We start from the raw sequence: 15,447 nt of genomic DNA on the forward strand, positions 1-15,447 counted from the left end.
TGGAGAAAACACATGAGTTTCTATAATCACAAGGAAATCGAGCCCAAATGGCAGGAATTTTGGGCAAAGAACCACACCTTTAAGACAGGGACAGATGCAGAAAAGCCAAACTTTTATGCCCTAGACATGTTCCCTTATCCATCTGGTGCAGGCTTGCACGTTGGTCACCCTGAGGGCTATACTGCGACAGACATTCTCAGCCGTTACAAGCGTGCCCAAGGCTACAATGTCCTTCATCCGATGGGTTGGGATGCCTTTGGTTTGCCAGCAGAGCAATACGCAATGGACACGGGAAATGACCCAGCTGACTTTACAGCAGAAAATATTGCCAACTTCAAGCGTCAGATTAACGCCCTTGGCTTTTCTTACGACTGGGACCGCGAGGTCAATACGACTGACCCTAACTACTACAAGTGGACCCAGTGGATTTTCACCAAGTTGTATGAAAAAGGCCTAGCCTACGAGGCAGAAGTGCCTGTAAACTGGGTGGAGGAATTGGGAACAGCTATCGCCAATGAAGAGGTCCTTCCTGACGGAACGTCTGAACGTGGTGGCTACCCTGTTGTTCGCAAACCAATGCGTCAATGGATGTTGAAAATCACGGCCTATGCAGAGCGGTTGCTCAATGATTTGGAAGAAGTTGATTGGCCAGAGTCAATCAAGGACATGCAGCGCAACTGGATTGGCAAGTCAATTGGTGCCAATGTGACCTTCAAGATTAAGGACACAGACAAGGACTTCACTGTCTTTACCACTCGTCCAGACACTCTTTTTGGTGCGACTTACGCTGTTCTTGCTCCTGAGCACGACTTGGTTGATAGCATTACATCGCCTGAGCAGGCAGAAGCTGTGGCAGAATACAAACGCCAAGCCTCTCTCAAATCAGACCTAGCCCGTACAGACCTAGCCAAAGACAAGACAGGTGTTTGGACTGGTGCCTATGCCATTAACCCTGTCAACGGCAAAGAGATTCCAATCTGGATTGCGGATTATGTGTTGGCAAGTTACGGAACAGGTGCTATCATGGCGGTTCCTGCCCATGACGAGCGTGACTGGGAATTTGCCAAGCAGTTTGGTTTGGACATCATTCCAGTTCTGGAAGGTGGCAATGTAGAAGAAGCTCCTTACGCAGAAGATGGTGCCCATATCAATTCTGACTTCCTAGATGGTCTTAACAAGGAAGAAGCTATTGCCAAAATGGTGGCTTGGTTGGAAGAAAATGGTGTCGGTCAGGAGAAAATTTCTTACCGCCTCCGTGACTGGCTCTTCAGCCGTCAGCGTTATTGGGGTGAACCAATTCCAATCATTCACTGGGAAGACGGTACTTCCACAGCAGTACCTGAAAATGAGTTACCTCTGGTATTGCCAAAAACCTCAGACATCAAGCCGTCAGGTACAGGTGAGTCACCACTTGCTAACTTGACAGACTGGTTAGAAGTGACACGTGAAGATGGCGTCAAAGGTCGCCGTGAGACCAACACCATGCCACAATGGGCGGGCTCAAGCTGGTACTACCTCCGCTACATTGACCCACACAACGACGAGAAATTGGCAGACGAAGAGCTTCTTAAAGCTTGGTTGCCAGTGGACATCTACATCGGTGGTGCTGAGCACGCAGTCCTTCACCTGCTCTACGCTCGTTTCTGGCACAAGTTCCTCTATGACATCGGTGTTGTGCCGACCAAAGAGCCTTTCCAAAAACTCTTTAACCAAGGGATGATTTTGGGAACTAGCTACCGCGACAGCCGTGGGGCGCTTGTGGCGACAGATAAGGTTGAAAAACGTGATGGTTCCTTCTTCAACATCGAAACTGGTGAAGAGTTGGAGCAGGCACCTGCTAAGATGTCTAAGTCCCTTAAAAACGTGGTCAACCCAGACGATGTAGTCGAGCAGTTTGGTGCGGATACCCTCCGTGTTTACGAGATGTTTATGGGCCCACTTGATGCGTCAATCGCCTGGTCAGAAGAAGGTCTTGAAGGTAGTCGTAAGTTCCTTGACCGTGTTTACCGTCTCTTGACGACTAAAGAGATTGTGGCGGAAAATAGCGGCGCTTTGGACAAGGTTTACAATGAAACAGTTAAAGCTGTCACTGAGCAGATTGAGAGCTTGAAATTCAACACGGCTATCGCTCAGCTCATGGTCTTTGTCAATGCAGCCAACAAAGAAGACAAACTCTATGTTGACTACGCTAAAGGCTTTATCCAATTGATTGCCCCATTTGCGCCACACTTAGCAGAAGAGTTATGGCAAGGTCTAGTAAATACTGGTGAATCAATCAGCTATGTCGCTTGGCCAACATGGGATGAGGCTAAGTTAGTTGAAAACGAGATTGAAATCGTTGCTCAAATCAACGGTAAAGTCCGTGCGAAGTTAGTCGTGGCTAAGGATATGTCACGTGAAGACTTGGAAAAAGTAGCCCTTTCTGATACGAAAATCCAAGAAGAAACAGCAGGCAAGACCATTGTCAAAGTCATTGCAGTACCAAATAAACTGGTTAATATTGTAGTGAAATAAAGAAAAGACTGGACAAAAATTTTGTCCAGTCTTCAGATTGAAGAAAAAGTCCATTTTGGACAATTTTCTTCAATCTTTTTTCTTTATGTTGAAAATAAAAACTCTCAGAAACATTGGAATATCAAGCATTCTGAGAGTTTGATAACTTGTCATCTTTCGCAAACATCTCCAATTTTTATATTTTTAAGAAAAAATTAGTATATCTGCTCTCTCAAAATTTACTCTTAGAATATTAAGCTCTATCTCGTACTTGAGTAGGCGTTAACTGAAAAAATTGTTTGAAGGCTTTGGAAAAATACAAAGGGTCGGAAAAGCCAACGGATAAAGCTACAGTTTTTACAGGGACAGATGTGGTTTCTAATAATTGTTTAGCTCTTTCCATGCGAACATGATGGAGAAATTCTTTTGGAGATGAGGAGTTGAAATGTTTAAAAACAGTTGTGAGGTAGGAGCGATTAACGTTTAGTTCATCAGCAATCCCTTGAATGCTGAGGTCAGCTATAGTATAGTGAGTTTCGATGATACGTTTAGAGCGATGATAGAGTTCTTGAGTAGGACTCTCTTGCTTAAGTTTTGTTGTAGGATTCAACAAGGCCAGAAGATGTAGGAGTTCGTAAAGTTGTCCTAAGAGATGCAAGTGATTGTCAGACTTTAATCCATGGGTCTGAGAAATACTTTGGATAATTAATTTTCCGATAGTTCTAGTATCTAAATTTTGGATAATACCAGTCTCATATAATTGAGAAAGTCGGAAGTAGTCTTCTGCTTTGGTGCCACTAATCCCAATCCAATAATAAGACCAAGGTTGTTTTGCATCTGCTTGATAAAAAGTGGATTCGTTGGGTTTTAATAAAAAGAGATCTCCCTTTTTAAGGTGATAAATCTGATTATCATAGTGAAAACTTCCTTTTCCTTTACTGATATAGTGTAAAACAAACTGCTCCCTAACAGCTGGTCCAAAACTATAGTTTTTTGGACAGTCCTCATAGCCATAAAAGTCAACAGCTAGATCAATTGTTCCGGTTTGGTATTCTGAAAACATAAGTGCAAAGAACCTCCTTACCTAACATTTTACCATATATAGTTAACAATATTCTATTTTTGTTATCGCTTTCATGTTGTAAAATGAGAGAAGAAATAAAGGAGAAGAAATATGGGAATTCGTAAAGAAGAGAATTTATACTATATTGAAGCTAAACAATTCAGTATGATTTTAGAAAATCGAGAAGGTTACCTATTGTTAAAGCATATTGGGAAAAAAATTGGAAGTTATCATTTTTCCAATAGTATTTATGAACGCGATCATGCTTTTTCAGGAAATCCAGATCCCAATATCCGTACTTTTAGTTTAGATACACAACGTCAGGTGATTGGCTTACATGGGCTAGGAGATTTTAGAAAGCCCTCACTGGTTGTCGAGTGTGGCAATCATTCGGTAACAGAGTTTAAGTTAGTGGCTGATCGGATTATTTCAGGTAGTTTAGAGGTTGAGGGACTTCCTAGTCCTTATGTCACAGATAAGGCAGAAACGTTAGAGTTAGTATTGGAAGATGTAGTGACCAAGCTTCGTCTTTACCTTTATTATACAGCTTATGAAGACTATGATACGATCACTAGCTTTAATCGTTTAGAAAATGTAGGGTCAGATCAGGTAGTCATTCATCGTCAACTTAGCACTATGCTAGACTTACCTAAATCAAACTATGAGTTGCTAACGTTTCAAGGCGCTTATGCACGGGAAAAAACAGTCCGTCGTCAAAAAGTTAGTCAAGGGATTTTTTCGATTGCATCTAATCGTGGTGCCTCAGGTCACGCTCAAACTCCTGCATTAATTTTGTGTCAAGAGGGGAGCCAAGAAGATAGTGGAGAGGCTCTAGCTTTACAATTGATGTATAGTGGAAATTTTCAAGCTTTTATTCAGGAGAATCAGCTTGGAGAAGTCCGTTTAGGTATTGGTATTAATGATGATAATTTTTCTTGGGAACTTCAGCCACAGTCTAGTTTTTCAAGTCCGCTTGCTCTAATCACTTATTCTAATCAGGGGTTAACACAGCTAAGTCAGGAGAGTCAGGTCTTTGTTAGAGACGAAATCATGTCTCCGGTCTATGCACATCAGGAACGACCTGTTTTAATTAATAACTGGGAAGCTACGTATTTTGATTTTACAAAAGACAGGCTTCTCGAGTTAGCTGATGATGCAGCACAATTAGGAATAGAGTTATTCGTTTTAGATGATGGCTGGTTTGGGAATCGTTTTGATGATAATCGCTCACTTGGAGATTGGGTTGTTAATGAAGAAAAATTAGGCGGAACTTTGGCTAATCTCATTGATGAGGTGCATGCGAAAGGGTTAAAATTTGGTCTGTGGGTAGAACCAGAAATGATATCTGAAAATAGTGATCTTTACCGCCAGCATCCTGACTGGTGTATACAAGTACCTAATCGTTCTCATACCTATTCTCGAAATCAACTTGTACTTAATTTAGCTAATAAAGAGGTTGTAGCCTATTTAAAGACAACATTTGATACACTTTTAGCAAACCATGATATTGATTACATCAAGTGGGATATGAACCGAAATATTACTAATATTGGGAATGGTTCCTATTATTTAGAAACTCAGATGCAATCTCATCGTTATATGTTAGGGCTATATGAGTTGGTGAGTTATTTGACTGAAAGTTATCCTCATGTTTTATTTGAGAGTTGCGCTGGCGGAGGTGGACGAAATGACTTAGGAATGATGCGCTACTTCCCTCAGGTTTGGGCGAGTGATAATACTGATGCGATTGCTCGACTTCCTATCCAATATGGCTCTAGCTATCTTTATCCGACAATCTCTATGGGAGCCCATGTGTCAGCCAGTCCAAATCACCAAATGGGAAGAACTACACCTCTAGATACAAGAGGACATGTTGCTATGATGGGAAATCTTGGGTATGAGTTGGATTTGACGAGCCTATCTCAATCAGAAAAAGAATTAATCAAAGCGCAGGTGAGTCATTATAAACAACTTCGTCCGATTGTTCAATTTGGACAACACTATCGTCTTATCAATCCAGACGAAGTAAGTAATGAGGTAGCTGTACAATTTAATTATCAAGATAACGTTCTTGTGACTTATGTGCGCATTCAATCCCAGATTGAGACAATGGAAACAACTCTAAAATTAAAAGATTTAGAGGAAGGTAGACTTTATCAATTGGTTGGAAGTGGACAAGTTTACTCAGGAGCAGAGTTGATGTATGCAGGACTGACAATGTCTCTTGTGCAAGGGGATTATATCAGTCAACAATTACATTTTCAAGCGCTATAAAGAAAGGATTCCAGTATGAAATGGTCTCATAAGCTAGTAGGATTGGGTCTCTTAGCATTTTCTGTAATTAGTCTAGGTGCTTGTAGTCAAGAAAAGACGAAATCAGATAATGGGCGAGTGACTATAGAGTATTTTAACCAGAAAAAAGAAATGTCGGCTACGATAAAAGAAATCATTAAAGATTTTGAAAAGGAAAATCCTAAAATTCATGTCAAAGTAGTTGATGTTCCTGCGCCTGGTGAGGTTCTAAAAACTAGAATGTTAGCAGGAGATATTCCAGATGTTGTTGGTCTTTACCCTCAAAATATTGATTTTCAAGAATGGGCTAAGGCAGGTTACTTTGAAGATTTAACCAATAAAGATTATCTTGATCATATTGCTAATAATTACGCCTCTAAATATGCTGTAGAAGGTAAAATATACAATGTCCCTTTGACAGCTAATGCTTATGGTTTTTATTACAATAAGACAGCTTTCAAAGAGTTAGGATACCATGTGCCAGAAACATGGGCAGACTTCCAAGCTTTAGTAGCTAAAATGATTAAGGATGGGCAAACACCGTTTGCGATAGCGGGATCTGAGAGTTGGACTTTAAATGGGTACCATCAGCTATCGCTAGCAACCATTACTGGTGGAGATGATGAAGCTAACCAATATTTGCGTTTTTCAAAACCAAATAGTATCTCTGCTAAAGACGATGTCTTAAAAGAAGATATGGAACGTATTGATCTTCTTCGACAAAAAGGAGCAATGCAGAAAAACTGGCAAGGTGCAGGGTATGTGGACGCCTTAGCGACTTTTGCTAAAGGAGAAGCCCTAATAACACCTAATGGTTCATGGGCCTTGCCAAGTATCAAGGAACAGAAACCTGATTTTGAGATTGGAACTTTTGCTTTTCCAGGTGAGAAAAAAGGAGAAAGTTTTACAATTGGAGCAGGAGATCTGGCGCTATCTATTTCTTCTAAAACCCCTTATAAGGAAGAAGCTAATAAGTTTGTAGCTTATATGACTACAGCAAAAGCCATGCAAAAATATTATGATGTAGATGGGGGGCCTGTTGCCGTTAAAGGTGTTGTTACTAGAGGAGCAGACTCTGAGCTAGGTGGTTTAACAAGTCTTGCTTTCACAGATCGCCATTTGGTTTGGTTGGGTCAACATTGGAATAGTGAAAATGACTTTTTTACTCTGACTACAAACTATTTATCAACAGGTGATGGTAAAGCTCTAGCAAATGATTTAAATGCTTTCTTTAATCCTATGAAATCAGATGTCAACTAGGAGGTTGGAATGAGAACGTTTTTAAATAAATATTGGGGTTGGACTTTTTTAGCAGTTCCTCTAATTTTACAGGTAATATTCTTTTATTTTCCTATGGTTCAGGGGGCTTTTTATAGCTTGACCAATTGGACAGGTTTAACCTATAATTTTGACTTTGTTGGTCTCAATAACTATGCCATTTTATTAACCGATACTAAATTCATGCAAGCTATTAGCTTTACACTCGTTTTGACAGTTAGTTTAATTGTTGGAGAAATTGGCTTAGGAATTTTAATTGCAAAAGCATTGAATACAAAGTTAAAAGGTCAAACTTTCTTTAGGGCGTGGTTCTTCTTTCCAGCAGTGTTGTCAGGCTTGACAGTGTCCTTGATTTTTAAACAAGTATTTAACTATGGTTTGCCAGCTTTAGGGAAAACTTTAGGAATCAGCTTTTTAGAAACAAGTCTTTTGGGAACTAACGTTGGGGCAACGATAGCAGTAATCTTCGTTCTTCTTTGGCAAGGTGTTGCAATGCCTATTATTATCTTTTTATCAGGTTTGCAAAGTATTCCTTCTGAAATTGTAGAAGCAGCAGAGATTGATGGTGCAAATAGTAGGCAAAGATTTTGGAGCATTGAGTTACCTTATCTTTTACCAAGTGTTTCTATGGTATTTATCATGGCTTTAAAAGCAGGGTTGACAGCTTTTGACCAAATTTTTGCTCTTACTGGAGGAGGTCCAAATAATGCAACGACTTCTTTAGGATTATTAGTCTATAATTATGCCTTTAAAAGTAATCAATATGGTTATGCCAATGCTATTGCCCTTGTCTTATTTGTGATTATTGGTTTAATTTCAATTTTACAAATTAGACTCTCAAAGCGTTTTGAAATTTGATGGAGGTCACTATTTATGAAAAAAGAAGAACAGCTTAGTCGCTTTTGGAAGTATGCTCTTTTAGGAGTTGGTGCTATCTTAATTTTTATCCCTCTTTTAGTGACAGTTTCTAGTTCTTTTAAAACAACAAAAGATATTGTAGAGAACTTCTTTTCTTTACCGAATCCAGTCACTTTTGAAAACTATAATCGACTATTAGCGGATGGTATAGGGGATTATTTTTTAAACTCAACCCTAATTACAGTCATCTCAATTATAGCGGTCATGGCCTTTATCCCTGCTGCAGCGTATTCAATTGCACGAAATATGTCTAAAAATAAAGCTTATGCTATCATGTATAGTTTATTAATATTGGGGATTTTTGTTCCTTTCCAAGTTATTATGATTCCGATTACCGTGATGATGAATAAACTTGGGATTGCCAATATCTGGGGATTGATTTTACTTTATTTAACCTACGCTGTACCTCAGACCTTGTTTTTATATGTCGGCTATATCAAGATGAGTGTTCCAGATAGTTTGGATGAAGCAGCGGAAATTGATGGGGCAGATAAGTTCACAACCTATAGTAAAATTGTTTATCCTATGTTAAAACCGATGCATGCAACAACATTGATTATCAATGCATTGTGGTTTTGGAATGACTTTATGTTGCCACTTTTGATTTTAAATAAAGATTCAAACATGTGGTCACTGCCACTTTTCCAATACAACTATACAGGTCAATATTTTAATGATTATGGCCCAAGTTTTGCTTCTTATATTGTTGGAATCATTACGATTACGATTGTTTACTTGATTTTCCAAAAAAATATTATTGCTGGGATGAGTAATGGTGCAGTGAAATAAGATGAATATTTGTTTATAAGGATAAGATAGAGGAGTTATTATGGCAATTGAAAATAAAACAATGCTAATTACTTATTCAGATAGTCTGGGAAAAAATTTGAGAGAATTAGAAGCTAATCTGGTTAATTATTTTGGTGAAGCAGTTGGAGGTGTCCATCTTTTACCATTCTTTCCATCAACAGGTGACAGAGGTTTTGCACCAGTAGATTATGAAGAGGTTGATGAGGCTTTTGGAGATTGGGAAGATGTGAAACGATTAGGTGAAAAATATTATCTAATGTTTGATTTTATGATTAATCATATTTCACGCCAATCGAAGTATTATAAAGATTTCCAAGAGAAGAAAGATGAGAGTCCATATGCAGATCTTTTCCTGCGCTGGGATAAGTTTTGGCCTGAAAATCGTCCAACAGCAGCTGATGTTGATTTAATATATAAACGTAAGGATCGCGCTCCTAAACAAGAAATTATTTTTGCAGACGGTAGTAAGGAATACTTGTGGAATACATTTGGTGAGGAACAGATTGATTTAGATGTGACTAAAGCAGTGACGATGGATTTCATAACGAAAACAATTGAGCACCTTGCTGCTAATGGTTGTGATTTAATTCGCTTGGATGCTTTTGCTTATGCAATCAAAAAATTAGATACAAATGATTTCTTTGTTGAACCAGATATTTGGGATTTACTCGCTAAAGTTAGGGATATAGCAGCAGCATCAGGTGTGGAGTTATTACCAGAGATTCATGAACATTACAGCATTCAATTTAAGATTGCTGATCATGATTATTATGTTTATGATTTTGCTCTCCCAATGGTAACGCTTTACTCTCTCTATAGTGGAAAGGTTAACCGTCTGGCTAAGTGGCTGAAGATGAGCCCAATGAAACAGTTTACAACCTTAGATACTCACGATGGCATAGGTGTAGTAGATGTTAAAGATATTCTGACAGATGATGAAATTGATTTTGCTTCAAATGAGCTTTATAAGGTTGGAGCTAATGTGAAGAGAAAGTATTCTTCAGCAGAATATAATAATTTGGATATTTATCAAATTAACTCAACCTACTATTCTGCTCTAGGAGACAATGATAAAAAATACTTTTTGGCACGTCTAATTCAAGCTTTTGCTCCTGGGATTCCACAAGTTTACTATGTTGGATTTTTAGCAGGAAAAAATGATCTGGATTTACTAGAATCAACTAAAGAAGGACGTAATATCAATCGTCATTACTACACTAGTGAGGAAATTGCAAGTGAAGTTCAACGTCCTATTGTCAAGGCTTTATTAAACCTATTTACTTATCGTAATCAGTCAGAGGCTTTTGATTTAGACGGACATATTGAGATTGAAGAAATAGACGATAACACTATTATGATTAAACGAAGTAATCAGGCGAAAACTTGTCAAGCACAGGCAGAGATTAACTTGAAACAGTTAACTTATCGTGTGGTTGAAAATGGACAAGACATATACTTTGAAGAATAGAAAGAGCATTTTATGGTTGAATTAAATTTAAAACATATCAATAAAAAGTATCCAAATGCAACGTATTACTCTGTTGAAGATTTCAATCTTGATATTAAAGACAAAGAGTTTATTGTTTTTGTTGGCCCATCTGGTTGTGGTAAATCAACGACTCTTCGTATGATTGCAGGACTTGAGGACATTACCGAAGGTGAGTTTTATATTGATGGTAAACTCATGAATGACCAAGCGCCGAAAGATCGTGATATCGCTATGGTCTTCCAAAACTATGCCCTCTATCCACACATGAGTGTTTATGAAAATATGGCATTTGGCCTAAAACTACGTAAGTACTCCAAAGATGAAATTGATAAGCGTGTCAAAGAGGCAGCTGAAATTCTTGGTTTGACAGAATTTTTACAACGTAAGCCAGCAGATCTATCTGGTGGACAACGCCAACGTGTTGCCATGGGGCGTGCCATTGTTCGTGATGCGAAAGTTTTCTTGATGGATGAGCCATTGTCTAACTTGGATGCCAAATTGCGTGTCTCTATGCGTGCAGAGATCGCCAAGATTCACCGTCGTATTGGAGCGACAACCATCTACGTGACACATGACCAAACAGAAGCAATGACTTTGGCAGACCGTATTGTCATCATGAGTGCCACTAAAAACCCAGATAAATCAGGCTCTATCGGTCGTATTGAGCAAATTGGAACACCGCAAGAACTCTATAATAAACCTGTTAGTAAATTTGTTGCAGGCTTTATTGGAAGCCCAGCTATGAATTTCTTTGAGGTAACTTTAAAAGGTGAAAAGGTTATAGGTAAAGGTAATGACTTTGAACTAGAGGTTCCAGAAGGTTGTCTTAAAGTCTTGAAAGAAAAAGGTTATGATGGTAAGAAGATAACTTTGGGGATTAGAGCGGAGGATTTACATTTGGAACCTGCTTTTTTAGAAGCCTTTCCAAAAGCAGTTGTATCGGCAACAGTTGGTTTGTCAGAGCTACTGGGAGCTGAATCGCACCTTTATTGTACGGTTGGACAAACTGAATTTGTCGCTAAAGTTAATGCGCGTGATTATATTGCTCCTAATCAAGAGTTGGTCTTTGGTTTTGATTTAAACAAGGCTCACTTTTTTGACAGGGAAACAGATAGAAATATTCTTTACTAATGATCAGAGAAGGGATGACATTAATCTCCTATTCATCCTAAAGAGATTGAGAAGATATAAATCTTCCTACTAAAAAACGCATGGAATCATTCTTAATAAATGATTCCATGCGTTTTTTACGTAGAGGCTTTGAATGGCTATTTTGTTTATTTACTACTATCACGTAATGTCAGTTTAGTTCCTAATCTAATTAGTTGTGGGACTAAAGGAGAAGATTTTAGCTCGTCATAGAGCAGTTCAACTGCTTTTTTCCCCATTTCTTCTGTGAAGACAGTGACACTAGATAAGCTGGGGAAGACTTGACGTGTAATCGTAGTGTCGTTAAAAGAAATTAAACTAACACGTTCAGGGACAGGTATCTTAGCTTCTTGTAAAGCTTTTAAGGCACCTAAAGCAAGGCTGTCGTTAGCGATGAAAAAAGCACCAGGGAGATTATCTTTCAAGTCATTAATTGCTTTTTTCATTAAATCATAGCCTGCTTGACTAGAAAAATCCCCAATAAAGATATACTGTGGCTGATAAGATTGCTTTTTATTAAGATAGTTTTGAAAAGCTTGGAAGCGAGGGTCTAGTAGGGGTGTTCTATGATCGCTAGATTTTTCCTCTCCGGCAATCATACCGATTTTTGTCAAATTTTTGCTAAAGAAGTGATCGATGACTCCCTCTACAGAATGAATAAAGTCAGTTGTGACACAAGAGTGCCCAAGAGCAAGGGTGTCACTATCGATAAAAACGATGTGGGAAGACCAAGTCTCTAGGAGGTTGATGTGTTCTAAACTGAATTTTCCAATGGCAATAATACCATCTACTTTCAACTCTAAGTCCCATTTTTGATCTTGGAAAAATCGATAAATCTCGAAATTAAGTTCTTGGGCACGTCTTTCTAAACCGATACGGATCGAGTAGTAGTAGAGGTCATCAAGTTCCTCATCTTGAGTGTACCACTGAACGATAGCTAGTGAACGTTTTTTCTGTCTTGATGTTGTTTTCCTTTGTTTGCTATATCCTAAGTCTCTAGCAATGCTGAGGATCTTTTCTTTGGTTTCAGGACTAACCGAGAGAGTTTGGTCTTGATTGAGGACCCGTGACACTGTCGCACTAGAGACCTGAGCTAACTGAGCAATATCTTTTAGAGTTGCCATCATAACCTCGTTTCTACTATTTTTTCTTTATTATATCATATTTGAACAATATCTTCTAAAATGAGTAAAATTTTTTAGTAAAATTTTACTAAAAACGATTGACGCGTTTACGTATTTGTAATATAATGAAGGTAAATAAGAAAGGGTTTTCAAAAAAGGAGGTCGCTTATGAAAACAGAAGAATTAAAGACTAAATTTGAGGAAGTTTTTGGCTATCAGCCCGATGCTTGCTTCTTTTCACCCGGTCGAATTAATCTTATTGGTGAGCATACAGACTATAATGGTGGACATGTTTTTCCAGCAGCTATTAGTTTAGGGACTTATGGGGCTGCCAAAAAACGTCTAGATCAAAAATTACGCTTTTATTCTGGTAATTTTGAAAAAGAAGGCATCATTGAGGTGGATCTTAACCACTTGGTCTTTGATAAAAAAGACTCCTGGACCAATTATCCCAAAGGGGTTATCAAGTTCTTGCAAGAAGCAGGGCATCAGATTTCGTCTGGGATGGATGTTTATGTTTATGGTAATATTCCAAATGGCTCAGGCTTATCCTCTTCAGCTTCTTTGGAGCTGTTAATAGGGATTATGCTAGAGCATTTATTTGCACTCAAGTTAGAGCGCCTTGATTTAGTTAAAATTGGGAAAAAGACAGAGAACGATTTTATTGGCGTAAATTCAGGAATCATGGACCAGTTTGCCATTGGGATGGGAGCAGACCAGCGTGCTATCTATCTAGATACCAATACGCTAGATTATGATTTGGTTCCACTTGATTTAGGATCTTATGTGATTGTTATTATGAATACCAATAAACGTCGTGAATTGGCAGATTCAAAATATAATGAGCGTCGTTTGGAATGTGAAAAAGCTGTAGAGGAGCTTAATCGTAAGCTAGCCATTAAAAGTTTGGGAGAATTGGACGAAGCAAGCTTTGATCAATATGCTTATTTAATTAAAGACAGCAATCGTCTGAAAAGGGCTCGCCATGCCGTCTTAGAAAATCAACGAACCTTAAAAGCTAGAGCAGCGCTAGAAAAAGGGGATTTAGAACAGTTTGGTCGCTTGATGAATGCCTCACACGTTTCTTTAGAGCATGACTATGAAGTGACAGGACTTGAGCTTGACACCCTTGTTCATACTGCTTGGGAACAAAAAGGGGTCTTAGGGGCTCGGATGACTGGTGCTGGTTTTGGTGGTTGTGCCATTGCTATTGTAGCTAAGGAAGCAGTTGAAGATTTTAAAGAGCAACTAGGAAAAACTTATACTGAGGTCGTGGGTTATGCGCCAAGTTTTTATCTGGCAGAAATTGCTTCAGGTGCTAAGCGTTTAGAATAAGGAGAAGAGAAGATGACGGTAGTGCAAGACTTTGTCACAGAAATTATCAAAAGAAGCCAGTATCAAGAGATGGATCGGGTGTATCTTGTCAATCGTCTCTTTCATCTAGTAGGAGAAACTAGCTTGGAATCAACCTCAGAAAAGAGCTTATTGGAGTTAAAAGAGGCACTGGTTGATCAGGCTATTCAAAATGGTAAGATTGAAGATAGTGGAGCAGAAAAAGAGATGTTGGGGGCGGAGTTGATGAACTTCATTACCCCAATTCCTAGCCAAGTTAACCAGAACTTCTGGTCTACCTATCAAAGTTCACCAGAACAAGCCATACTAGATTTTTATCAATTGAGTCAAGACAATGATGTCATTAAGCAAGAAGCTATTGCTAAAAATATTGCCTATAAAGTTCCAACAGATTTTGGGGATCTAGAAATCACTATCAATCTTTCTAAACCCGAAAAAGATCCCAAAGATATCGCAAAAGCAAAAACCATGACCAGCTCTAGCTACCCAACTTGTCTCTTATGCGTAGAAAATGAAGGTTATCAAGGTCGGATAGATCATCCTGCAAGAGCTAACCATCGCTTGATTCGTCTCGACTTGAATGGCGAAGAATGGGGCTTTCAATACTCTCCCTATGCCTACTTTACAGAGCATAGTATTGTATTAGATACCAGACATAGACCAATGGTGATTACTCCAGAGACTTTTTCTCAGTTGTTGGACTTGGTAGATATTTTCCCAGGCTATTTTGTTGGTAGCAATGCGGATTTACCGATTGTTGGAGGGTCTATCCTAAGCCACAACCACTATCAAGCAGGTCGTCATATTTTTCCGATGGAAAAAGCAGAGCTACTACAAGAGTTTACTTTTGAAGGTTATAGTGAGGTTAGGGCAGGTATTCTCAACTGGCCTATGTCTGTGATCCGTTTACAAGCTTCTGATAAGACGACTCTTTGTACTTTAGCTGAAAAGGTCATGGCAGTTTGGAAAGATTATTCTGATTTGTCTTTAGATATTTTAGCTTATACAGGAGATCAGCCGCATCACACCATCACCCCGATTGCACGAAAAAAAGGAAACCTTTATGAGCTTGATCTGGTTTTAAGGGACAATCACACCAGTGAATCTTATCCAGATGGTGTGTTTCATCCTCATCAGGATGTTCAGCACATTAAAAAAGAAAATATCGGCTTGATTGAAGTGATGGGCTTGGCTATTTTGCCACCACGACTAAAAGATGAGATGCTTGAGGTTGAAAAATATCTCTTAGATGAGTATAATGCTATTAAAGATTATCATAAGGATTGGGCAGATAGCTTAAAAGCGAAGTACCCAACTTGTGATGTAGCTACGGTGTCTGCTATTGTCAAACAAGAAATCGGTTATCGTTTCTTGCGTGTCTTAGAGGATGCAGGTGTTTACAAGATGGATGCTGAGGGACAGGCAGGTTTTGTCCGTTTGCTCAAACAGATGGGTGCAATATTCCGTAGATAGAAAAA

Annotated in this window: 11 protein-coding genes; 9 read left to right on the forward strand and 2 right to left on the reverse strand. The window is 38.8% G+C overall.

The features are described from left to right. Window positions 1–12 precede the first annotated feature (12 nt). The gene (leuS, locus tag ACEE75_RS01520) at window positions 13–2,514 is read left to right on the forward strand and encodes a leucine--tRNA ligase (protein WP_449164818.1); all 2,502 of its coding nucleotides are present in this window, start codon (window positions 13–15) and stop codon (window positions 2,512–2,514) included. A gap of 232 nt (window positions 2,515–2,746) precedes the next feature. On the opposite strand, the gene ACEE75_RS01525 is transcribed toward leuS, so the two are convergent. Continuing rightward, window positions 2,747–3,556, reverse strand: a complete 810-nt coding sequence (locus ACEE75_RS01525; protein WP_354367500.1) for an AraC family transcriptional regulator — start codon at window positions 3,554–3,556, stop codon at window positions 2,747–2,749. A 111-nt stretch (window positions 3,557–3,667) separates the two neighbouring features. On the opposite strand from ACEE75_RS01525, the gene ACEE75_RS01530 reads away from it, so the two are divergent. From ACEE75_RS01530 to ACEE75_RS01555, 6 genes are read left to right on the forward strand one after another with little or no spacing between them, the layout of a single operon-like run. After that, window positions 3,668–5,830, forward strand: coding sequence for an alpha-galactosidase (locus tag ACEE75_RS01530; RefSeq protein WP_447575274.1), 2,163 nt, complete (start codon window positions 3,668–3,670; stop codon window positions 5,828–5,830). A gap of 15 nt (window positions 5,831–5,845) precedes the next feature. Next, window positions 5,846–7,108 (forward strand): extracellular solute-binding protein, encoded by a 1,263-nt coding sequence (locus ACEE75_RS01535; RefSeq protein WP_354367504.1) that lies wholly within the window; start codon window positions 5,846–5,848, stop codon window positions 7,106–7,108. Window positions 7,109–7,117: 9 nt separating this feature from the next. Continuing rightward, on the forward strand, window positions 7,118–7,984 hold the full coding sequence (locus ACEE75_RS01540) for a carbohydrate ABC transporter permease (protein ID WP_427895043.1): 867 nt from the start codon (window positions 7,118–7,120) through the stop codon (window positions 7,982–7,984). A gap of 15 nt (window positions 7,985–7,999) precedes the next feature. After that, complete coding sequence (locus ACEE75_RS01545) at window positions 8,000–8,833, forward strand: carbohydrate ABC transporter permease (RefSeq protein WP_427895045.1); 834 nt, start codon at window positions 8,000–8,002, stop codon at window positions 8,831–8,833. Window positions 8,834–8,873: 40 nt separating this feature from the next. Beyond that, window positions 8,874–10,322 (forward strand): sucrose phosphorylase, encoded by a 1,449-nt coding sequence (gene gtfA, locus ACEE75_RS01550; RefSeq protein WP_427895047.1) that lies wholly within the window; start codon window positions 8,874–8,876, stop codon window positions 10,320–10,322. 12 nt (window positions 10,323–10,334) lie between these two features. Then, window positions 10,335–11,474, forward strand: coding sequence for an ABC transporter ATP-binding protein (locus tag ACEE75_RS01555; protein ID WP_427897458.1), 1,140 nt, complete (start codon window positions 10,335–10,337; stop codon window positions 11,472–11,474). 146 nt (window positions 11,475–11,620) lie between these two features. Here the strand turns inward: ACEE75_RS01555 and ACEE75_RS01560 are convergent, their stop codons facing one another. Then, window positions 11,621–12,616: a LacI family DNA-binding transcriptional regulator gene (locus tag ACEE75_RS01560; RefSeq protein ID WP_427894834.1), complete on the reverse strand. Its 996-nt coding sequence runs from the start codon at window positions 12,614–12,616 to the stop codon at window positions 11,621–11,623. A 168-nt stretch (window positions 12,617–12,784) separates the two neighbouring features. On the opposite strand from ACEE75_RS01560, the gene ACEE75_RS01565 reads away from it, so the two are divergent. Then, window positions 12,785–13,951 (forward strand): galactokinase, encoded by a 1,167-nt coding sequence (locus ACEE75_RS01565; RefSeq protein ID WP_427894836.1) that lies wholly within the window; start codon window positions 12,785–12,787, stop codon window positions 13,949–13,951. A 12-nt stretch (window positions 13,952–13,963) separates the two neighbouring features. Further along, window positions 13,964–15,442, forward strand: coding sequence for a UDP-glucose--hexose-1-phosphate uridylyltransferase (gene galT, locus ACEE75_RS01570; protein ID WP_427894838.1), 1,479 nt, complete (start codon window positions 13,964–13,966; stop codon window positions 15,440–15,442). Window positions 15,443–15,447: the final 5 nt, after the last annotated feature.

This window comes from Streptococcus sp. 11273D007BT, assembly GCF_053547195.1.